Below are 19,080 nucleotides of genomic sequence, written 5' to 3'. Positions count from 1 at the left end.
GGTTGCGGGCGCATAGTGTCGAGTTGCCATGTCTACACCTGCACCCCCCGCGCGATCGCACGGGAAGCCGCCGCTCCGGTGGTCCCTCGTCGTCCCCGTGAAGGTCCTCGCCAGGGCCAAGACCCGCATGTCGGCGGCGGCCGGGCCGCACCGGGAGGCCCTCGCGCTCGCGGTCGCGGCCGACACGGTCGCCGCCGCGCTGCGCTGCGACCGGGTCCGCGACGTGATCGTAGTCACCGACGATCCCCTTCCGGCGGCCGAGCTCGCCGCCCTCGGCGCCCGTATCGTTCCGGACGTCCCGGATGCCGGCCTGAACCCGGCCCTGGTCTACGGCGCCGGACGCGGCCGCGAGATGGCCGCCGACGCCGGCATTGGGGCGCTTTCGGCTGACTTGCCTGCTTTGCGACCACATGAACTCGCCCGCGTCCTGGACGCCGCCGGCGCCGTGCCCGAGGCGTTCGTGCCGGACGCGGCCGGCATCGGTACGACCCTCTACACGGCCCGCCCGGGCGTCCCGTTCTCCCCCGCGTTCGGCGGCGGCTCGCGGACCGCCCACCGCGCCCGCGGCGCGCGGGAGATCCTCCTGCCCGGCACCGACAGCGTACGCCGCGACGTCGACACCCCGGACGACCTCCGCGCGGCGCTCGCGCTCGGCGCCGGCCCCCGCACCGCGGCCGTCGCCTCCCGGCTGCCCTCGTTGGCCTAGAGTCGGGGGCATGCAGGGGACCGTGAAGGCGTTCGACGCGCAGACCCGCTCGGGGAGCGTGCTCCTCGACGACGGGACGGAACTGCCCTTCGACGCCGAGGCGTTCGCGGCGGGCGGCCTGAGGCTGCTGCGCTTCGGCCAGCGGGTGAACCTCGCGCTGGACGGCGAGCGGGTCTCGGCGGTGACGCTGTCGACCTTCCCGCTGCCCGCCCCGCCCGCCTGAACAGGGCAGCCCGCCTGACGGACCGCCCCGGACGTGCGCGTCCCGGACGGCCCGGCCGGACGGGCCCGGAAACGCGTCAGCGCCCGGAACCAGTCGGCCCCGGGCGCTGTCGCGGTGAGTCACTTACTTCTTGCCGGCCACCAGGTTCTTGAAGTCGGCGCCCGCCTTGAACTTGGGCACGGACGTCGCGGGAACCTCGATGGTCTTTCCCGTTGCGGGGTTGCGGGCCGTGCGGGCAGGCCGGTCGGCCTTCTCGAACGAACCGAACCCGGTGATCGCGACCTTGTCGCCCTTGGCGACCGCGGTCTGGATCGCCTCCAGGATGGCGTCGACCGCCTCGGCTGCGGCCTTCTTGCTGCCCAGCCGGTCAGAGATGGCGTCGACCAGCTCACGCTTGTTCATGGGTTACTCCTCTAGTTCCCCCCTTGCCCGAACGAAACTAAGGGACCCTCACCATGGACACAATCACCTGCAAGCAAACGATGGCGTGTCGCTGGCGTTTTTGTCGGTCTCGCCCCCGTCTCGCCCGGTGACCGGACCGGATCCGGCCACTGCGCACGCTAACCGACGCCGGGCCCGTCTTGGAAATCGGCGAGGAACGCGTCCAGCCTGCGGGCGGCCAGTTCGGCGTCCCGTTTGGCCAGATCGGTGATCGCCAGCAGGTGCCGGATGAGCCGCTGCCGGTCCTGTGGCGGGAGCGGTGCCACGGCGCGATGAGCGTCACGCAACTGTCGTGCTAGCTGCGTCAACGCCGGATCGTCCCACTCTGGCCCGGTCCACGGGGCCGTGCTCACTGGGAGCCCCCCAACGGTCGGTGGTCGGTGCACACTACGGAGATTCTCCCCGCACCCGGGCCGACCGTCTCGCCCGGGGTACGTTCGGGCGCGCCCGTGACGCCGGATACCTCCGGGTATCCGGCGTCATGGGCGGGGTCACGCGGTTCTCGTGGGGCTACACCGTGGTGGGGAGCAGCGCGGTGCGGCCGGCCTCGAAGTCGGCGATGGCATCGGCGTGGCGCAGCGTGAGGCCGATGTCGTCCAGGCCCTCCATCAGCCGCCAGCGGGTGTAGTCGTCGATCTCGAACGCCGCGGTGCCGGCGTCCCAGCGGACCTCGCGCTCGCCCAGGTCGACGGTGATCTCCAGGGCGGGGTCCTTCTCGACCGCGCTCTGCAGCGCCTCGACCTGCTCGCCCGTGAGGACGACCGGCAGCAGCCCCATCTTCGTGGAGTTGTTGCGGAAGATGTCGCCGAAGCGCGGCGCGATCACGACGCGGAAGCCGTACTGCTGCAACGCCCAGACGGCGTGCTCGCGGGACGAGCCGGTGCCGAAGTCCGGCCCGGCGACCAGGATGCCCGCGCCCTCGTACCGCGGCTGGTTGAGCACGAACTCCGGGTCCTCGCGCCAGGCCGAGAACAGGCCCTTGTCGAATCCGGTGCGGCTGACCTGCTTGAGCCACACGGCCGGGATGATCTGGTCGGTGTCGACGTTGCTGCGGCGCAGCGGCACCGCGCGCCCGGTGTAGGTGGTGAACGCTTCCATCGTGGCTCCTCTACAGGTCGGCTTCGCTCTGGGAGGACGGCCCCCCAGACCCCCCGGCGGCTCCGCCGAGGTCATGGGGGGCGGCCAGATGCCCGGTCACGGCGGTGGCGGCGGCGACGGCGGGCGACACCAGGTGGGTGCGGCCGCCGGGCCCCTGCCGGCCCTCGAAGTTGCGGTTGGACGTGGAGGCGCTGCGCTCGCCGGGCGTGAGCTTGTCGGGGTTCATCGCCAGGCACATCGAGCAGCCGGCCTCGCGCCACTCGGCGCCGGAGGCCGAGATGACGGCGTCCAGCCCCTCCTCCTCGGCCTGCTTCTTGACCTTCATGGAGCCGGGGACGACCAGCATCCGGACGCCGTCGGCGACCTTGCGGCCCTCCAGCACCGCCGCGACGGCGCGCAGGTCCTCGATGCGGCCGTTGGTGCAGGAGCCGACGAAGACGGTGTCGACCGCGATGTCGCGCAGCGGCGTCCCGGCGGTCAGGCCCATGTACTCCAGGGCGCGCTCGGCGGACTGGCGCTGGACCGGGTCGTCGTAGGACGCGGGGTCGGGCACGGACCCGCCCAGCGGCAGGCCCTGGCCCGGGTTCGTCCCCCACGTGACGAACGGGGTCAGCTCGGCGGCGTCGATCACGACCTCCCGGTCGAAGACCGCGTCGTCGTCGGTGCGCAGGGACGTCCAGTACTCGACGGCCCGGTCCCAGTCCTCGCCTTGAGGGGCGTGCGGGCGGTCCTTGAGGTAGGCGAACGTCGTCTCGTCCGGGGCGATCATCCCGGCGCGGGCGCCGGCCTCGATGGACATGTTGCAGACCGTCATGCGGCCCTCCATCGACAGCGACCGGACGGCCTCGCCGCGGTACTCGACGATGTGGCCCTGGCCGCCGCCGGTGCCGATCCGTGCGATGATCGCGAGGATCAGGTCCTTGGCGGTCACGCCCTCGGGCAGCGCGCCCTCGACCGTGACGGCCATCGTCTTCGGGCGGATCTGCGGCAGCGTCTGCGTGGCGAGGACGTGCTCGACCTCGCTGGTGCCGATCCCGAAGGCGAGGGCGCCGAAGGCGCCGTGGGTGGAGGTGTGCGAGTCGCCGCACACGACGGTCATGCCCGGCTGGGTCAGGCCCAGCTGCGGGCCGATGACGTGCACGATGCCCTGGCCCTCGTCGCCCATCGGGTGGAGCCGGATCCCGAAGTCGGAGCAGTTCTTGCGCAGCGTCTCGACCTGGGTGCGCGACACCGGGTCGGCGATCGGCTTGAGCAGGTCCGTGGTCGGGACGTTGTGGTCCTCGGTGGCGATCGTCAGGTCCGGGCGGCGGACCTGGCGGCCCGCCATCCGCAGCCCGTCGAACGCCTGCGGGCTGGTGACCTCGTGGACCAGGTGCAGGTCGATGTAGAGGAGGTCGGGCTCGCCCTCGGCGTGCCGTACGACGTGCGCGTCGTACACCTTCTCGGCCAGTGTTCGGCCCATCACTCCACCTCACCTGTGCTGATCGTCTGCTGTGCTGGTCGTCGTGCCGGTCGGCGGCGCGCCGCCGGCCGGTCGCCCGGGCGGTTCCGGCCGCCTCGATTTGCATCTCAAATTACGAGACGTCAATATCAATGCATGGACAACTCTAGCGGAGTCGGCGTACTTGACAAAGCGGTGCTCGTGCTGAACGCGCTGGAGGCCGGTCCGGCCTCGCTCGCCCAGCTCGTCCAGACGACGGGGCTGGCGCGCCCGACCGCCCACCGGCTGGCCGTCGCGCTGGAGCACCACCGCCTCGTCCACCGCGACGCGCAGGGCCGCTTCATCCTCGGGCCGCGGCTGGCGGAGCTCGCGGTCGCCGCGGGCGAGGACCGGCTGCTCGCGATCGCGCAGCCCGTCCTGGCCCAGCTGCGCGACCACACCGGCGAGAGCGCGTCGCTGTTCCGCAGGCAGGGGGACGTGCGGGTCTGCGTGGCCGCCGCCGAGCGCACCAGCGGGCTGCGCGACACGATCCCGGTCGGCGCGGCGCTGCCGATGACGGCGGGTTCCGCCGCGCAGATCCTGCTCGCCTGGGAGGAGCCCGACCGGCTGCACCGCGGCCTGCGCGGCGCCAAGTTCGAGGCCACGACGCTGGCGTCCGTGCGGCGCCGGGGCTGGGCGCAGAGCGTCGGCGAACGGGAGCAGGGCGTCGGTTCGGTCTCGGCCCCCATCCGCGGCGCCGCCGGACGGGTGATCGCGGCCGTCTCGGTGTCCGGCCCCCTCGAACGCCTCACCCGCTCCCCCGGGCGCCTGCACGCCGCGCCCGTCGCGGCGGCCGCCGAGAAGATCTCCGAGGGCATGCGGCGCACCGCGTCCTGATCCGGCCGCGGGGCGAATCGCCACAAGCCGGACGGACCTGCGATTGTGCCGGTCTCCGCGCCCCCGACCTCGCTACCGTTGGCTTCGGTAAAGGGGGTGCAACGTGCAGATCTCCGAGCTGAGCGACCGCAGCGGGCTGACGGTGCAGACGATCAAGTTCTACATCCGGGAGGGCCTGCTGCCGAAGGGCTCGGCGGTCAGCGCCACGCGCTCGGAGTACGACGTGCGGCATCTGGAGCGGCTCCGGCTGATCAGCGCGCTGCGCGAGGTGGGCGACCTGCCGATCTCGGCGATCCAGGAGGTCATCGAGGCCGTCGAGGACGACCGGGTCGGCATGCACGAGCTGTTCGCCACCGCCCAGCACGCCGTCGGCCCGCACGTCGCCGCGCCGCACGACCCGCACTGGCGGGCCGCCCGCGAGGACGTCGACGCCATCGTCCGCGAGCTCGGCTGGCAGGTCGGCGACCGCGCCCCCGCCCGCGACCTGCTGGCGCACGCGTTCGTGGCGCTGCGCCGCCTCGGCTTCCCGATCACCCTGAAGGACCTGCGCCCCTACGTGAAGGCCGCCGCCGAGGTCGCCGAGCACGAGATCGGGCGGGTCGTGGAGGGCGCCCCGCGGGCCCGGACCGTCCACTCGCTGCTGGTCTCGACCGTCCTCTACGAGCAGGTCCTCACGTCCCTGCACCGGCTGGCCCAGGAGGACGCCTCGGCACGCCGCTTCGGCCCTGCCGTACCGGGCCCGCGGGCCTCTCCCGCGCCCGACCGCGCCCCCCGGCCGGACCCCGCCCCGCCGGCCTGACCCGGTCCCACCAGGCTTTTCCGGGATAGACGATCGGAATTGCCATTCACGCCCCGGAATTAGGGCTTTCACTTTCTTCGCCTAATATGAAAGGCGATGACAGCGACGACGCCTCCGGGCCCCTCCGGCGGCAGGTGGACCGACCGCCTGCTCGCCGAGGGCGACGACCCCGATCCGCGCTTCACCATGGCCAACGAGCGCACGTTCCTGGCCTGGATCCGCACGGCGCTGGCACTGATCGCGGGCGGCATCGGCCTCGCCCTGGCCCGCGACCTGATCGAATCGCCGCTGCGGCAGGTGCTCGCGGTCGGCTTCGCCGCGGGGGGCGCCCTGGTCGCGGTGCTGGCGTTCCGCCGGTGGCTGCGCACCGAGCGCGCCCTGCGCCGCTCGGAGACGCTGCCGCCACCGGCGCTGGCCCCGGTCATCTCCTACGGGCTGGCGGGCGCCGCGATCGTGCTGCTGGTCGCGCTGCTGATCACCCGGTGAGGCTCCGGGACCCCGGCGCGCAGCCGGAGCGGACGGCGCTGGCCTGGTCGCGCACCACCCTGGCCCTGATCGGCGCGGGGCTGCTGTGCGTGCGGCTCGCCCCCTCGGCCCCGGGCACGGTCCTCGCGGCGGCGGTCGTGTGCGGCGGGGCCGCGCTGATGCTGCGCCGCACCCGCAGGAGCTTCCACGCCCGGCGCACCCTGCCGTCCGGAGCGGGCGTGGCCGACCCGGTCTCGATCCTGATCACGACCGGTCTGGCCATGCTGCTGGCCGGGGTCGCCGCCGCCTTCGCCTTCTGAGGCGCGCCCCGTTAGCTATGCGGGCTGCGCATGGCTGCTGTGCGAAGCCTTCGCTGGTGTCATGGCTGCGGGACCTCTAACGTCGTTCGCGTTATGACACGAATCGCCTTTCTCGGACTGGGACGCATGGGCCTCCCCATGGCCCGCCGCCTCACCGCCGCCGGGCACGACCTGACCGTCTGGAACCGCACGCCCTCGCGGGCCGCGCCGCTCGCGGAGGCGGGCGCCGCCCTCCGCGGCACGCCCGCCGAGGCCGCGCGGGACCGCGAGCTGGTCGTCACGATGCTCACCGACGCGGCCGCCGTCGACGACGTGCTGTTCGGCCCGGACGGCGCCGCCCCGGCCCTGGCGCCCGGCGCCGTGATCGCCGACATGTCGACGATCGGCCCGGACGCCGTCCGCCGCGTCCGGAGCCGGCTCTCCGAGGGGATCGGGTACGTCGACGCACCCGTCTCCGGAAGCGTCCCGCAGGCGGAGGCGGGCGAGCTGGTGATCCTCGCGGGCGCCGAACCGGAGGATCTCGCCCGCTGCGCCGGCGCCCTCGCCGTCCTCGGGGACGTCCGGCACGTCGGCCCGCCCGGCGCGGGCGCCGCGCTCAAGCTGGTGGTCAACAGCACGCTCGTCGGGAACTTCGCCGTCCTCGGCGAGGCGCTGGCCCTGGCCGACCGGCTGGGCGTCGACCCCGGCCTCGCCCTGGACGCGCTGACGCGCACCAGCCCGCAGGCCCGCCGCCTCAAGGAGCACACCGACGGCGACTCGCCGCGCTTCACGCTCGCCCTCGCGGCCAAGGACCTCGGCCTCGCCCTCGACGGCTCCCCGCACGCGGGCGTCCTGTCCGCCGTCCGCGCGCGGACGGACGCCGCGCTCGCCGCCGGGCTCGGCGGCCACGACCTCGTCACCCTCACCGACCACATCAGGAGGACCCCGCCCATGCGCCTGACGCTCGACAACCCCCAGACCGTTCCGGCCCCGCCGAACCCGGCCTACTCCCACACCGCCTACGTGACGCAGGGCCCGATGCTGTACGTGTCGGGGCAGATCGCCCTCGGCGATGACGGCACGGTGGACAAGCCCGGCGACATGACCCGCCAGTCGGAGGTGATCATGTCGCTGCTGGAGCGGATCCTCGCCGCGCACGGGGCGGGCTTCGGCGACGTGGTCAACATCCGGACGTTCGTCACCGACCTGGACCGGCTGCGGGAGTACGGCGACGTCCGCAGGCGGTACTTCACCGGCCCGGCGCCCACCAGCACGACCGTCGAGGTGTCCCGGCTCTTCCACCCCGACGCGCTGCTGGAGGTGGAGATCGTCGCGGTCGTCCCCTAGGGCCGGGTCCCGCCGGCCGCGCCGCGCCGGTCCCCGGGGCCGTCCTCGGACCGCAGCTCGGCGGCCACGTGCCGCAGATCCGCGAGGAACGCGGTGACGGCCGGGGACCTGCGCGCGTGCCGCCCCACCGCCGCGTAGACGGCGCGGCGGGGGCGGCCGGACGTCACGGCGCGCAGCACGACGCCGTCCCGCGCCAGGGCGGAGGCCGCCACGGCCGGGACGAGCGTGACGCCGAACCCCTCGGCGACCAGCCCCAGCTTGGAGATCCACTCGGCGACCCGCAGCGGCGTCTGCGGCACGAACCCGGCCGCCTCGCACCGGGCGCGCAGGGCCGCGATCGCCTCCGGGTCGTCGGCGACGATCCACGGCTCGTCGGCCAGCTCCGCGAGCGGGACGCGTTCGCGCGCGGCGAGCCGGTGGCCGGACGGCAGCGCGACGAGCAGCGCGTCGTCCAGCAGGGTCACCAGGTCGTCGGCGGCGATCGAGGGAATCTTGTGCGTGCTGACCAGCGCCAGGTCGAGGTCCCCCGCCTCCAGCATCGGCAGCAGGCGCTCGGTGGTCCCCTCGCGCAGCAGCGGCCGGACGCCCGGGTGCCGGGCCCGGAACCGGGCGAGCGCGCGGGGGACGAGCGCGGCGTTGGCGGTGGGGAACGCGCCCAGCCGCAGGGTGCCGGTGTCGAGCCGGCGCAGCCCGTCGAGGGCGCGGGCCGTGTCGGCGAGCCGGTCGAGGAGGGCGCGCGCGTGCGGAAGCAGGTACTCCCCGGCGGGCGTCGGCCGCACGCCCCGGGCGCCGCGTGCGAACAGCTCCACCCCGCAGACGTCCTCCAGCGCCGCGACCTGCCGCGAGACGGCCGACTGGGTGTAGCCCTCCGCGGCCGCGGCGGCGGTGAAGGAGCCCAGGTCGGCGACGGCGACGAAGGTCCGCAGCAGGACGGGGTCGAGGGCTTCGGCACGCACGTCCCGGAGCATACGGCCACCGGCGCCGCCGCACCGCGCGCCGCCGCGCGGCCTGGGGGACAATGACCGCCGTGGAAGATCTCGACGTCGTCGCGTGGATCCAGGTGTCGGACGGCCGGATGCTCGCCGTCCGGTCCCGGGGCCGCGACCTGCTTTACCTGCCCGGCGGGAAACGGGAGCCGGGCGAGGACGACTGGTCGGCCCTGTCCCGGGAGGTCCGCGAGGAGCTGGCTCTGGAGCTGGACCGGGCGTCCTTCCGGGAACTGGGCGTGGTCCGGGCTCCCGCCCATGACCAGCCCGACTTCGCCCACGTCCGCATGGCCTGCTTCACCGCCGCGTACCGGGGCGCGATGGCGGCGGCCGGCGAGGTGGACGAGTACGTCTACGTGGGGCGCGGCGACCGGAACCTGCTCGCACCGGCCGCTCAGGCCGCCCTCGACCTCGCCGAGCGGCACGGCCTGCTCGCCTGATCAACGTTCCGCACTCTCGCCCGCCGCTACGCCCCTAGGCGGCGAGGGCCGCGCCGGCGGCGATGCCGAGGGCCAGGGACAGCAGGGCGGCGGCAGCGGCGAGCGCGGTGGCGCCGCGGGCCCGGCGCGGCGGGCCGGCCGGCCGCCGGAACAGGGGGACGATCCAGCGCAGGTAGTAGAAGACGCTGGCGACCGTGTTCACGGCGGCGACCACCGCGAGCCACGCGTGGTCGCCGTCCAGCGCGGCGCCGAACATCAGGACCTTGCCGACGAACACGGCGGTCGGCGGCGTCCCGACGAAGCCGAGCAGGCAGACGACGAGGGACAGGCCGAGCAGCGGGGAGGCGCGCAGCAGCCCGGCGTATCCGGCCAGGTCGTCGCGGCCGGCGGCGACCACGACCGCGAAGGCGCCCAGGTTCGTCACCGCGTAGGCGGCCACGAAGTACAGCAGCGCGGGCCGGGCCAGGTCGGTGCGTCCCGCCATCGCGACCGGGACGAGCAGGTAGCCCGCCTGGCTCACGGTCGAGTACGCCAGCAGGCGCCGGACGTTGTCCTGCCCGAACGCCGCGAGGTTGCCGAGCGTCATCGTCGCCGCCGCGACCACGGCGAGGAGGGCGGCCCAGCCGTCCGGTGAGGTCTCGGCGCCGAACCGGTAGAGGGCGGCGAACGCGCCGATCTTGGGGACGGTGGTGACGAACGCGGCGACGGCGGGCGGGGCGCCCTCGGTCACGTCCGGCACCCAGTAGTGGCCCGGGGCGGCGCCCGCCTTGAACAGCAGACCGGCGAGGAGAGCGACGAGGCCCGCCGCGACCGCCGCCGGGGGCGCGCCGGCGAGCCCGGCCCGCAGCACCGGGTAGGCGGTGCCGCGCCCCACGCCGGACAGCAGCGTCACGCCGCCGAGCATCAGCACGCCCAGCAGCGCGCCCATCAGGTAGTACTTGAGCGCGGCCTCGGTCCCGGGCGCGTCCTTGCCGAACCCGGCGAGCGCGTAGGCGGGGATGCTCGCCAGCAGGTACGCGGCGACGAGGACGAGCAGGTCGGACGAGGTGCCGAGCATGATCGTCCCGAGTGCGGAGAGCAGGATCAGGACGTGGTGCTCGCTCTCCCTCGGATGGCCGCGGACCCGCCCGGCCGCGAGCAGGACGACGGCGAGCGTCGAGCCGAGCACGGTGATCCGGGTGACGTGCGTGATCGCGTCGACGGAGAAGGCGTCGAACGCCATGAGGCCGGGACGGGTCGCCGCGGCCCCCGCGAAGGCCAGGCCCGCGACGAGCCCGGCCGAGCAGACCGCCGGGACCGGCCACTGCCGCCGGCGGGGCAGGAACATCCCCGCCATCAGCCCGGCCACGGCGGCGGCCAGCACGCACAGTTCGGGGGCGAGGTCGGCGGGGTTCTCGTTCATCGGCGGCCCACCAGCGCGACGACGGCGGCCGACAGCGGCTCGATCGTGTCGAGCAGGAAGCGCGGCGCGACGCCGATCACCAGTGACAGCGCCAGCAGCGGGACGAGCGCCGCCAGTTCGGGCCGCCGCACGTCGGTGACGAGCGGGGTCAGCTCGCCGGGCGGGCCGAGCACGGCGCGGTGCAGGACGCGCAGGAACAGCGCGGCGGTGACGAGGATGCCGAGGACGGCCAGGGCGCCGGTGACCGCCGTCGCCGCCGTGCCGCTCCCGATCGTCCCGGCGAGGATCTGGAACTCGGCCACGAACCCGGACAGGCCCGGCAGCCCGAGCGAGGCGAACGCGGCCACCGCGGCCAGCGCGGCGAAGACCGGCGCGCCGCGCGCGATTCCGCCGAACCGCCCGAGGTCGTAGCCGCCCGCCCGGTCGTACAGGACCCCGCACAGCAGGAACAGGGCGCCGGTGACGAGGCCGTGGCTGACCATCTGCGTGACCGCGCCGGTGACGGCGAGCCGCCGCGCGTCGGCGTCGCCGGTGGCGTACCCGGCCGCGCCCAGCGCGAGGACGATGTAGCCCATGTGGTTGACCGACGTGTAGGCGACGAGCCGCTTGAGGTCGTCCTGCGCCAGCGCGACCAGCGCCCCGTACAGGACGCCGACCAGCCCGACGATCAGGAACACCAGGGCGTAGTGCCGCCAGGCGTCCGGCAGCATCGGCATCGCGATCCGGATGAGGCCGTAGGTGCCCATCTTCAGCATGACCCCGGCGAGGATCGCCGACCCCGCGGCGGGCGCGTCGGTGTGCGCGGGCGGCAGCCAGGTGTGGAAGGGCACGACGGGCGTCTTGATGCCGAGTCCGATGCCGACGGCGAGGAGTGTCAGCCCCGCCGGGCCGCCGCTCAGCGGCGGGGTCCGGGTCAGCTCGACCATGTCGAACGTGTGCGGGTCGGCGCCCAGGTAGAGGCCGATGAACCCGAGCAGCAGGACGAGGGATCCGAGGAACGTGTAGAGGAAGAACACCAGCGCCGACCGCGTCCGGTCGCCGTGCCCCCACAGCAGGATCACGAAGTACATGCCGACGATCGACAGGTCGAAGAAGACGAAGAACAGCAGCAGGTCGAGAGCCGCGAACAGGCCCAGGCAGACGGTCTCCAGGAAGAGGAACAGGATCGCGAAGCCCCGCACCCGGTGGGTCTGCCGCAGCGAGTACACCGCGCACGCGGCGAACAGGGCGGCGGTCAGCGCCAGCAGCGGCAGCGACAGGCCGTCCACGCCGACGTGGTAGCCGGCCCGGACGGACGGGATCCACCGCACGTCCGTCTCGTACGCGATCCCGCCGCCGGTGCCGTGCGCGGCCCACATCCCGATGACGAGCGCGAGGTCCACGAGGCTGACGGCGATCCACGTCCAGGGGACGGCGCGGCGCGGGACGGCGGGCAGCGCGAGCGCCACCGCCAGCGGGAGGAGGATCACCAGGTTCAGCATCGGCTCACCCGGCCAGGACGGCGACGACGACGAGCACCGCGAGCACCACCGCGGCCTGGGCGTAGTACATGTGGACCTGCCCCGTCTGCGGGCGCCGCGCCAGGGCGCCGAGCCCGCGCGCCGCGCGCCCGACCGCGGCGACCAGGCCGCCCACCCGGAACTCGACGCGGCGCCCGGCCAGACCGGCGACCGCCTGGACGCCGCGCGCGGCGCCCCGGACCGCGCCGTCGACGACCCGGTCGTCGAACCGGGCCAGCCCGCGAGCCGCGGCGAACGCCGGACGGACCACCACGGCCGAGACGGCGTCCTCCAGCCAGAGCCAGTGCAGCGCCCACGCGGGCTCCGGGATCCGCCGGACGGCCATGACCGCGCCCACCGTGAGGGCGGCGAGAACCCCGGAGAGGGCGAACATCCACGCCCCGGGGCCGCTTCCGTCCGGTACGCCGAGCAGGCGCCGCCAGGCGTCCGCGACCGGAGGGAGGCCGAGCGCCCCGAGCACGGCCGCCGCGAAGGCCAGCGGGACCAGTGGCGCCTGCTGCGCGAGCGGCACCCGGAACGCTCCGCCTCCGGCCACCGGGCGGAACGCGGCGAGCAGCGCCTTCGCGGCGTAGGCGGCCGACAGGACGGACGCCGCGAGCCCCACGGCGAGGAGGGCGGGCGAGCCGCCCGCGCCCGCGAGGATCTCGTCCTTGGTGACCCACAACGACAGCGGCGGGACACCGGCCAGCGCGAGCGCGCCCACTCCGAACGACGCGCCGACCGTCCGATGCCGCCGCGCCGCGCCCTGCAACGCGTCCAACCGCTTCGTGCCGAGCACTCCCAGCCACACGCCCGCGCAGAGGAACAGGAGGCTCTTCACCGCGGCGTGCGCGACGAGGTGCGCCGTCCCGCCGCCGAGCGCGCCGGCACCGGCCCCGAGCACCATGAATCCGATCTGCGCGCACGTGGACGCGGCGAGGAGCTGCTTGAGGTCGCGCTGCGCGAGCGCGACGGCGCCCAGGACCAGTGCGGTCGCGGCCCCGGCCCAGGTCACGAGCGTGGCGGCCCAGCCGGTCGCGGCCAGCAGCGGATGCACGCGTATCAGCAGGTAAGCGCCCGCGGCGACCATCGTGGCCGAGTGCAGGAGGGCCGACACGGGGCTCGGGCCGTCCATGGCGCGCGACAGCCAGAACGAGAACGGGAGCTGCGCCGACTTCCCGAGTGCCGACACCACGAGTCCGGCGGCGATCAGGTCCCGCCAGGGGGTGCCGGACGCGGCGAGGTCGTCGAGCCGCAGGGAGTGGGCCCCGGCGATCGCGAACCCGGCCGCCGCGTAGAGGCCCATGTCGGCGGCCCGGGTCGTCAGGAACGCGACGCCCGCCGACCGGACCCGCCGCTCGTCCCACCACTCGTATCCGATGAGCGCGTACGACATCGCGCCCATGACCTCCCAGCCCATCAGCAGCAGGACCAGGTCGGTCGCCGTCACCGTGACGGCCATCGCCGCGGCGAACAGCAGCATCAGGCCGAAGAAGCGGGCGCCGTACCCCTGCCCCGCCGCGAAGGCGAGGACCGCGGCCAGGACGGCGCCGAGCGTCACGAGCAGGACGGCGGACAGCCCGTCCACCGCGAGCCCGCCCGGCCATCCGGGAAGGAACGTCATCCGCGCGCTCCCCTCGGGCCGGCGGCCTCGCTCCCGCCGCTCATCCTCTGAGGTCCCCCGCGTCGTCGGTCGTGTCCACGTCGCGGGCCCGGAACAGGGCGGTGACGACGGCGAACCCCATCGCCATCTCCAGCGCCATCACCGTGATCGCGACGAGGACGAGGACCTGCCCGTCCGCCGCGCCGGGCGACACCCAGAACCAGAACGCGGCCGCGGCGACCACGATCCCGTTGACCATGAGTTCCAGGCCCATCATCAGCATCACGATCGACTGCTGCGACAGCGCGCCGAACAGGCCCACGCAGAACAGCGCGGCGGCGAGCAGCAGGAACGCCTCCAGCGTCATCGCGCCGCCTCCCCGCCGTCGCGGTCCCGGTCATAGCGGCCCCGGTGCGCGGACAGCACCACCGTCGCGATCATCGTGGCCAGGATGGCGACGCCGATCACCATCATGACCAGCATCTTCGGCCCCATGATCGCCTCGCCGAGCGCCACCGTGGGGTCGCGCGGCGGGCGCCCCTCGCGCTCCGGCCACGGGACGGTGAACACCCCGGCGGCCAGCGCGGCGAAGGCGCCACCGGAGATCGCGAGCGCGCCCCGCCGGTTGTGCAGCATCGTCATCGGCATCAGCCCGGCCGGGTTCATCATGTACATGACCATGAAGACGGCCATCACCAGCATCTCCATGATCATCATGAGGACGATCAGGACGCCGAGGTAGTGCAGGTCGATCAGCAGCAGCTCGCCGCCGACGCACAGGAACGAGGCCAGCAGCGCGAACGTCGCCCGCGCCATCGAGTCCACGACGAACACGGCGACGCCCGCCCCGACGGCGGCGGCGGCCAGCACCCAGAACGCGACGGCCTCCACGGTCCCCCTCACACCACGACGATCGCGACGACGAGCATCTGCAGGACCGAGGCCGGGATCAGGACCGTCCACGCCGCGGTCATGGCGCGGTCCATGCGCAGCACCGGGACGCGCCGCCGCGTCCAGACCAGCAGCGCCAGGACGGCGCACGTCTTCAGCAGCGACCACAGCCACGCCGGCAGCAGCGGTCCCGCGCCGCCGCCGAGGAACAGCGGGACGGCGACGGCCGAGGCCACGGCCAGCAGCCCGTAGCGTCCCGCCAGGAAGACGAGCCGGTCGGGACCGGACAGCTCGGCCAGGACGCCCCCGGCCACGTCGGCGCCGACGGGATGGTCGAACGGCCCCCAGAACGCCATCGCCGCAGCCGAGACCAGGTAGACGACGAACGCGACCGGCATCCAGACCGCGAACCACAGCCCGTCCTGCGCCTGCCCGATGGCGCGCAGGTCGAGCGAGTGCGCGGCGAGCGCGGCGGTGACGAGCGCGAACATGTGAGGCAGCTCGTAGGCGAGCCCCTGCGCGAGGAACCGGTACCCGCCGACCAGCCCGAACGCCGAGTTGACGCCCCAGCCCGCGAGCCACACCGATCCCCACGCGACGACCTCCATCGCGTTGAACCAGACGACGCCGACCCGCGTCCCGACCGCGACGCGGTCGCCGAACGGCACCACCAGCGCCGCCAGCGCCGCCGCCACCGGCAGCGACACGACGCCGATCCTGGTGAGCAGCACGTCCGCCCGGGCCGTGACGCGCCACTGCGTCGTCAGCAGCCGCGCGGCTTCGCGGAACGGCTCGGCCGGGCGTCCGGCGAGCGCGCCGCCGAACGACGCCGCCGCGACCGCGAGGACGCCGAGGACCAGCACCTCAACCATCGGCGACCGCCCCGAGGTCGGGGTCCAGGCTCGCGACGATCAACCGGGCCCGGGCCAGTTCCGCCCCTTCGAGCAGCACGGGCAGGACGGCCGCCGTCTCGTCCCACGTCCCGCGCGGCCGGACGGGCCGTCCTTCCAGGGCCGCGCCGACGTCGCCGAGCCAGCCGTCCAGCCGGTCCTTCACCAAGCCCCGCGTCATCCATGCCAGCGCGCGCGACCGCCCGACCATCCGGGCGAACCGCGCGAACCGCCGCGCCAGGACGTCGTCGGCGGTCCCGTTCAGGGCGTCGTCGCGCAGCACCGCGGCGCGCTCCCCGGCCGCCTCCCATCCCGCCACGTGCAGCAGCCGGGAAAGGCTGTCCAGGCGGGACGCCGCCTGGCGCTCCCGCGTCCAGAACGTCCCGCCGCCGCCGCTGTCGACGGCGGTGGCCTCGGCCGACTGGACGACGTCGCCCTGCAAGGTCAGGTCGACGCGCAGCCCCGCCGGCCAGTACGACAGCACGGGACCGAGCGGCACATGGAGGACGTCCAGCTTCAGACCGTCCCGGTCGTCGGCCCGGTCGGCCATGCCGGCGTCCAGGTCGAGCGCGGGACGCGGCGCTCCGGCCACGCCGTCCAGGTCGGAGACCGAGGCGCGCACGCGCGGCTCCGGCATGTCCCGCCAGACCACGTCGATGGCCTCGGCCAGCGCGGGCCCGGGATTCCCGCACACCACGAGCATCCCCGTCTCCGCGGGCGACAGGGCGGGACGCCACCGTCGTCCGCGCAGCGCCCGCTCGACCGCGAGCCGGTCGCGCGTCCCGTCCGCGGCCGAGACGACGAACGGGTGCCGCACCGCGAGCCGTCCGAGCCCCATGGACCGTCTCAGGCCCACCGGAACACCCCCTCCCGCCACGCGTAGAGGACGCCGACCAGCAGCAGCGCCAGGAAGGCGAACATCTCGACGACCGCCTTGACGCCGATCGACGCGACGACGAGCGCCCACGGGAACATGAAGACCATCTCCATGTCGAAGGCGAGGAAGACCATCGACACCGTGTACCAGCGCACGTGGTACCTCGACACCGCGTGCTCGGCCGGACGCGCCCCCGACAGGAACGGCCCGCTCTCGAACCCGCGGGGCGCCGTCGCGGACGGGACGGCGTAGACCCCGGCGATCAGGGCGACCACCAGCCCGAGGACCGAGAGGACGGCGGCGAACGGCGGCATTGCCCCTCCGGGGTACGGGTGACGTGCTAGTCGCCCTCTACCTGATCAGCTCCCCGGTGAAACATCGGCCGGCGCCGCCCGCGCGCCGTCAGGCACGGCGCACGCGGTCGGCCTCGGCGGCGGCGAGGATCATCTCGTCCACGACCCAGCGCGCCTCCGGGGACAGGTCGACCAGGGCGCGCAGCACCTCGGGCCGGATGACGCCCTGCTCGACGTCCCGGCGCAGGGCCTTCAGCGTGAGGTCCTCGCCGATGGGCTCGGACTCTCCGGCGAAGCCGAAGTAGCCGATCGGCACGCCGAAGAACGTGGCGAGCGCCGTCAGCGTCTTCAGCTGCGGGTTCTCCTGCCGCCCGGTGCGCAGCTTCCACACGGTGGTGGACGAGATGTCCTCACCGGTGGCGTGCGCGATGGCCGCGGCCGTCTCGACGTTGTTGCGCGGCGGCTCCGCGTCCGCCGGCCAGAGGTTCTGGATCAGCCACTCGACCCTCTCGGCGAGCGACGCTCCCGGCGGCACCTCGTCCACATGACGCTGCATTCGGCTCCCACTCCCCCATCGCCAGCGATTTAAGTTGACCACAACCTCATCCGTCAGCCAAGGACATGCGGCAGGAGATCACCGACCCGCAGCGGGTGCGGCTGCTCGCGCACCGCTGCGGAGGCGGAAGGCCGAGATCATGCGGCGCGGGCCCGTCCCGTCCACGACCCTCGCCCGCGAGCCGGGAGAGCACCGGCGCGACGAGCTACCCCCCACCGGCCGGCCCACTGAAGCGATCGGCGCGAAATTGCCGTGAATTGCGCGCGGCCTCCCGGCGCTCCGACCGCCCCGGGGGCCCCCGCGCCTCCTTCGAACACAGGGAAGCCTAACCAAACATCTCAGTTCTCATCGCATCAAGGAATCCATTTTCACGTGCATTAACCGATCCAACGATCGCGACAAATCCGACTTTAACCCACCCGCGAATCACCTTGCGGCGGCGAGCCCGCACACCCCCTCTCCCATACTCTTACTTCGGCACATGATGACAGTTAACACCCAAGGTCAGGAGAGGAATTCCGCACAAATACCCCTTCCAGGGAGATGTGATCGTGAATGATTTCCCCTCCCCGGAGGCTCTCGCGGACGCGACCTCTCCGACACATTCGGGCAAGTAGGACGACGACCGGGCAGACGGGCGAAGCCGGTCACCTTCCCTTCGCACTTACGAGATTCCTCATTTCCAGTTCTTCGACAACGTCCATTCGACTACCATGTTCTACGAACGCCCGGGGCAGGGAATGGCCCCACCGGGCGGAGTTCTTTCGAGGACGCGGAGGGGCGGTCGGGGGGGCCGCCCCTCTCGCATGTCCGCCACGGGTCGAGAACCGCGAAGACGACCTTGCCGGCCCCTTCTGTCAGCGGCCGGGCGCGCCAGCACCGGGTGCGCTCCGTACCGCCATGCACGGGGCGGCCCTGACGAACCGCTAGAGCTTCTCCTCGGTCGGGGCCGCCGACCTGGCGGCGGCGTTGAGGAAGCGCGTTCCCCAATTTTTCAGGTGATCGACGAATTCGGGCGGTTCGATCACGTCGAATTCGGCGCCGACGTTGCCGAGCGCCTGCGTGGGCCAGTCCAGGCTGGTGGACACCATCGTGAGCCGGCAGCGGTCCAGGCCGACCGGTTCGATGCCGCCCCATTGGCCGACCATCCGGCGTACGTGTTCGGCGGGTGCGTGGACCAACGCGACGACCGTGTGAGCGGACGGCACGTGGGCCGAGGCCCGGACGAACGCGGCGGCGTCCCCGCCGGGCAGGGGGCGTTGCCGGAACCCGGCACCGGTGCTGCGCGGCCGGGTCAGCCGGTCGAGGCGGAAGCTGCGCCAGTCGTGCCTGGCCAGGTCATAGGCCACCAGGTACCAGCGTCCTCCCAGCGCCACGAGACGGTGCGGTTCCACCTCCCGTTCGGTCTGCGAGCCCCCGCGCGCCGTGTAGTCGAAGCGCATCCGTTCCTCGTCCCGGCACGCCTGGGCGATCGCGGTCAGCACCTCCGCCGGGACGACCGGACCGGTGGGCGTCGCGGAGACGGTCATCGCGCGCAGCGCGTTCACCCGCGCCCGAAGGCGTGGCGGGAGGACCTGCATCACCTTGGTCAACGCGCGCACCGCCGCCTCTTCCACGTCCGCGATCCCGCTCTGCGCGGCGTTGCCCATGCCGACCGCCAGCGCCACGCCCTCCTCGTCGTCCAGCAGCAACGGCGGCAGGACGGCCCCGGGCGCCAGCTGATAGCCGCCATCGGTCCCCCGGGACGCCCGCACCGGGTACCCCAGTTCACGCAGGCGGTCGACATCCCGTCGCAGGGTGCGTTCGGAGACACCGAGGCGGTCGGCCAGATCGGCGCCGGACCAGTGGCGGTGCGACTGCAGCAGCGACAGCAGCGCGAGCGTGCGGGAACTGGTGTTGGCCATATCTCCATCATCCCGTCCTTCCGGACAGAAAGTGGCCGGAAGGG

The 19,080-nt window shown here is 73.7% G+C and carries 23 protein-coding genes; 8 read left to right on the top strand and 15 right to left on the bottom strand.

Annotated elements, in window-relative coordinates; translation table 11 throughout:
* Nucleotides 1-28 precede the first annotated feature (28 nt).
* Entirely contained in the window at nt 29-706 is a 678-nt protein-coding gene (cofC, locus tag BKA00_RS00470) for a 2-phospho-L-lactate guanylyltransferase (protein ID WP_185023044.1), read from the top strand.
* A 10-nt stretch (nt 707-716) separates the two neighbouring features.
* Nucleotides 717-929 (top strand): cold-shock protein, encoded by a 213-nt coding sequence (locus tag BKA00_RS00465; RefSeq protein ID WP_185023042.1) that lies wholly within the window; start codon nt 717-719, stop codon nt 927-929.
* Nucleotides 930-1,052: 123 nt separating this feature from the next.
* Here the strand turns inward: BKA00_RS00465 and BKA00_RS00460 are convergent, their stop codons facing one another.
* From BKA00_RS00460 to leuC, 4 genes are all read right to left on the bottom strand, one after another.
* Nucleotides 1,053-1,331, bottom strand: a complete 279-nt coding sequence (locus tag BKA00_RS00460) for an HU family DNA-binding protein (RefSeq protein WP_026403810.1) — start codon at nt 1,329-1,331, stop codon at nt 1,053-1,055.
* Nucleotides 1,332-1,489: 158 nt separating this feature from the next.
* Complete coding sequence (locus BKA00_RS40980) at nt 1,490-1,723, bottom strand: SCO5555 family protein (RefSeq protein WP_185023041.1); 234 nt, start codon at nt 1,721-1,723, stop codon at nt 1,490-1,492.
* Between the two features lie 157 nt (nt 1,724-1,880).
* A complete protein-coding gene (gene leuD, locus BKA00_RS00450; protein WP_185023039.1) occupies nt 1,881-2,468 on the bottom strand; it encodes a 3-isopropylmalate dehydratase small subunit in 588 nt (195 codons plus the stop codon).
* 10 nt (nt 2,469-2,478) lie between these two features.
* The gene (gene leuC / locus BKA00_RS00445) at nt 2,479-3,930 is read right to left on the bottom strand and encodes a 3-isopropylmalate dehydratase large subunit (RefSeq protein ID WP_185023037.1); all 1,452 of its coding nucleotides are present in this window, start codon (nt 3,928-3,930) and stop codon (nt 2,479-2,481) included.
* 135 nt (nt 3,931-4,065) lie between these two features.
* On the opposite strand from leuC, the gene BKA00_RS00440 reads away from it, so the two are divergent.
* The 5 genes from BKA00_RS00440 (at nt 4,066) to BKA00_RS00420 (ending at nt 7,695) form a co-directional block, all read left to right on the top strand.
* Nucleotides 4,066-4,785 carry an IclR family transcriptional regulator gene (locus BKA00_RS00440; protein ID WP_185023035.1) on the top strand — a complete coding sequence of 240 codons (720 nt, stop codon included), beginning with the start codon at nt 4,066-4,068 and terminating at the stop codon, nt 4,783-4,785.
* Between the two features lie 103 nt (nt 4,786-4,888).
* A complete protein-coding gene (locus BKA00_RS00435) occupies nt 4,889-5,584 on the top strand; it encodes a MerR family transcriptional regulator (RefSeq protein ID WP_185023034.1) in 696 nt (231 codons plus the stop codon).
* A gap of 96 nt (nt 5,585-5,680) precedes the next feature.
* Entirely contained in the window at nt 5,681-6,070 is a 390-nt protein-coding gene (locus BKA00_RS00430) for a YidH family protein (RefSeq protein WP_185023033.1), read from the top strand.
* Entirely contained in the window at nt 6,067-6,369 is a 303-nt protein-coding gene (locus BKA00_RS00425) for a DUF202 domain-containing protein (protein WP_185023031.1), read from the top strand. Before BKA00_RS00430 ends, BKA00_RS00425 begins: the two co-directional genes overlap by 4 nt.
* A 93-nt stretch (nt 6,370-6,462) precedes the next feature.
* A complete protein-coding gene (locus BKA00_RS00420; protein ID WP_185023029.1) occupies nt 6,463-7,695 on the top strand; it encodes an NAD(P)-binding domain-containing protein in 1,233 nt (410 codons plus the stop codon).
* Here the strand turns inward: BKA00_RS00420 and BKA00_RS00415 are convergent.
* Nucleotides 7,692-8,651, bottom strand: a complete 960-nt coding sequence (locus tag BKA00_RS00415; RefSeq protein ID WP_230299133.1) for a LysR substrate-binding domain-containing protein — start codon at nt 8,649-8,651, stop codon at nt 7,692-7,694. The genes BKA00_RS00420 and BKA00_RS00415 overlap by 4 nt on opposite strands.
* Before the next feature lie 71 nt (nt 8,652-8,722).
* Between BKA00_RS00415 and BKA00_RS00410 the strand changes: the two genes are divergently transcribed.
* Nucleotides 8,723-9,121: an NUDIX domain-containing protein gene (locus tag BKA00_RS00410; protein ID WP_185023027.1), complete on the top strand. Its 399-nt coding sequence runs from the start codon at nt 8,723-8,725 to the stop codon at nt 9,119-9,121.
* 34 nt (nt 9,122-9,155) lie between these two features.
* Here the strand turns inward: BKA00_RS00410 and BKA00_RS00405 are convergent, their stop codons facing one another.
* The 10 genes from BKA00_RS00405 to BKA00_RS00360 form a co-directional block, all read right to left on the bottom strand.
* Complete coding sequence (locus tag BKA00_RS00405; protein ID WP_185023026.1) at nt 9,156-10,523, bottom strand: NADH-quinone oxidoreductase subunit N; 1,368 nt, start codon at nt 10,521-10,523, stop codon at nt 9,156-9,158.
* The gene (locus BKA00_RS00400; RefSeq protein WP_185023025.1) at nt 10,520-12,004 is read right to left on the bottom strand and encodes a complex I subunit 4 family protein; all 1,485 of its coding nucleotides are present in this window, start codon (nt 12,002-12,004) and stop codon (nt 10,520-10,522) included. The genes BKA00_RS00405 and BKA00_RS00400 overlap by 4 nt, the downstream gene beginning before the upstream one ends.
* A gap of 4 nt (nt 12,005-12,008) precedes the next feature.
* Nucleotides 12,009-13,646 carry an NADH-quinone oxidoreductase subunit 5 family protein gene (locus BKA00_RS00395; RefSeq protein WP_185023024.1) on the bottom strand — a complete coding sequence of 546 codons (1,638 nt, stop codon included), beginning with the start codon at nt 13,644-13,646 and terminating at the stop codon, nt 12,009-12,011.
* Between the two features lie 40 nt (nt 13,647-13,686).
* Entirely contained in the window at nt 13,687-13,992 is a 306-nt protein-coding gene (gene nuoK / locus BKA00_RS00390; protein WP_185023023.1) for an NADH-quinone oxidoreductase subunit NuoK, read from the bottom strand.
* Nucleotides 13,989-14,528 (bottom strand): NADH-quinone oxidoreductase subunit J, encoded by a 540-nt coding sequence (locus BKA00_RS00385; protein ID WP_230299134.1) that lies wholly within the window; start codon nt 14,526-14,528, stop codon nt 13,989-13,991. Before BKA00_RS00385 ends, nuoK begins: the two co-directional genes overlap by 4 nt.
* Complete coding sequence (locus tag BKA00_RS00380) at nt 14,525-15,388, bottom strand: complex I subunit 1 family protein (protein ID WP_185023022.1); 864 nt, start codon at nt 15,386-15,388, stop codon at nt 14,525-14,527. Before BKA00_RS00380 ends, BKA00_RS00385 begins: the two co-directional genes overlap by 4 nt.
* On the bottom strand, nt 15,381-16,262 hold the full coding sequence (locus tag BKA00_RS00375) for a hypothetical protein (protein WP_230299135.1): 882 nt from the start codon (nt 16,260-16,262) through the stop codon (nt 15,381-15,383). The genes BKA00_RS00380 and BKA00_RS00375 overlap by 8 nt, the downstream gene beginning before the upstream one ends.
* On the bottom strand, nt 16,253-16,597 hold the full coding sequence (locus BKA00_RS00370; protein ID WP_185023021.1) for an NADH-quinone oxidoreductase subunit A: 345 nt from the start codon (nt 16,595-16,597) through the stop codon (nt 16,253-16,255). The genes BKA00_RS00375 and BKA00_RS00370 overlap by 10 nt, the downstream gene beginning before the upstream one ends.
* Before the next feature lie 88 nt (nt 16,598-16,685).
* On the bottom strand, nt 16,686-17,132 hold the full coding sequence (locus BKA00_RS00365; RefSeq protein ID WP_185023020.1) for an XRE family transcriptional regulator: 447 nt from the start codon (nt 17,130-17,132) through the stop codon (nt 16,686-16,688).
* A 926-nt stretch (nt 17,133-18,058) separates the two neighbouring features.
* Entirely contained in the window at nt 18,059-19,036 is a 978-nt protein-coding gene (locus tag BKA00_RS00360; RefSeq protein ID WP_185033480.1) for a helix-turn-helix transcriptional regulator, read from the bottom strand.
* Nucleotides 19,037-19,080: the final 44 nt, after the last annotated feature.

Source organism: Actinomadura coerulea (assembly GCF_014208105.1).
GTDB lineage: Bacteria > Actinomycetota > Actinomycetes > Streptosporangiales > Streptosporangiaceae > Spirillospora > Spirillospora coerulea.
This window is presented reverse-complemented; position numbering and strand designations above follow the sequence as displayed.

Excerpts from the sequence above, each read along its gene's own strand:
- BKA00_RS00365 (WP_185023020.1), bottom strand. The coding sequence starts at position 17,132 with ATGCAGCGTCATGTGGACGAGGTGCCGCCGGGAGCGTCGCTCGCCGAG.
- nuoK (WP_185023023.1), bottom strand. The coding sequence starts at position 13,992 with ATGACGCTGGAGGCGTTCCTGCTGCTCGCCGCCGCGCTGTTCTGCGTG.
- BKA00_RS00405 (WP_185023026.1), bottom strand. The coding sequence starts at position 10,523 with ATGAACGAGAACCCCGCCGACCTCGCCCCCGAACTGTGCGTGCTGGCC.
- BKA00_RS00420 (WP_185023029.1), top strand. The coding sequence starts at position 6,463 with ATGACACGAATCGCCTTTCTCGGACTGGGACGCATGGGCCTCCCCATG.
- leuD (WP_185023039.1), bottom strand. The coding sequence starts at position 2,468 with ATGGAAGCGTTCACCACCTACACCGGGCGCGCGGTGCCGCTGCGCCGC.
- BKA00_RS00370 (WP_185023021.1), bottom strand. The coding sequence starts at position 16,597 with ATGCCGCCGTTCGCCGCCGTCCTCTCGGTCCTCGGGCTGGTGGTCGCC.
- leuC (WP_185023037.1), bottom strand. The coding sequence starts at position 3,930 with ATGGGCCGAACACTGGCCGAGAAGGTGTACGACGCGCACGTCGTACGG.
- BKA00_RS00465 (WP_185023042.1), top strand. The coding sequence starts at position 717 with ATGCAGGGGACCGTGAAGGCGTTCGACGCGCAGACCCGCTCGGGGAGC.
- BKA00_RS00380 (WP_185023022.1), bottom strand. The coding sequence starts at position 15,388 with ATGGTTGAGGTGCTGGTCCTCGGCGTCCTCGCGGTCGCGGCGGCGTCG.
- BKA00_RS00360 (WP_185033480.1), bottom strand. The coding sequence starts at position 19,036 with ATGGCCAACACCAGTTCCCGCACGCTCGCGCTGCTGTCGCTGCTGCAG.
- BKA00_RS00400 (WP_185023025.1), bottom strand. The coding sequence starts at position 12,004 with ATGCTGAACCTGGTGATCCTCCTCCCGCTGGCGGTGGCGCTCGCGCTG.
- BKA00_RS00440 (WP_185023035.1), top strand. The coding sequence starts at position 4,066 with ATGGACAACTCTAGCGGAGTCGGCGTACTTGACAAAGCGGTGCTCGTG.
- cofC (WP_185023044.1), top strand. The coding sequence starts at position 29 with ATGTCTACACCTGCACCCCCCGCGCGATCGCACGGGAAGCCGCCGCTC.
- BKA00_RS00395 (WP_185023024.1), bottom strand. The coding sequence starts at position 13,646 with ATGACGTTCCTTCCCGGATGGCCGGGCGGGCTCGCGGTGGACGGGCTG.
- BKA00_RS00460 (WP_026403810.1), bottom strand. The coding sequence starts at position 1,331 with ATGAACAAGCGTGAGCTGGTCGACGCCATCTCTGACCGGCTGGGCAGC.
- BKA00_RS00430 (WP_185023033.1), top strand. The coding sequence starts at position 5,681 with ATGACAGCGACGACGCCTCCGGGCCCCTCCGGCGGCAGGTGGACCGAC.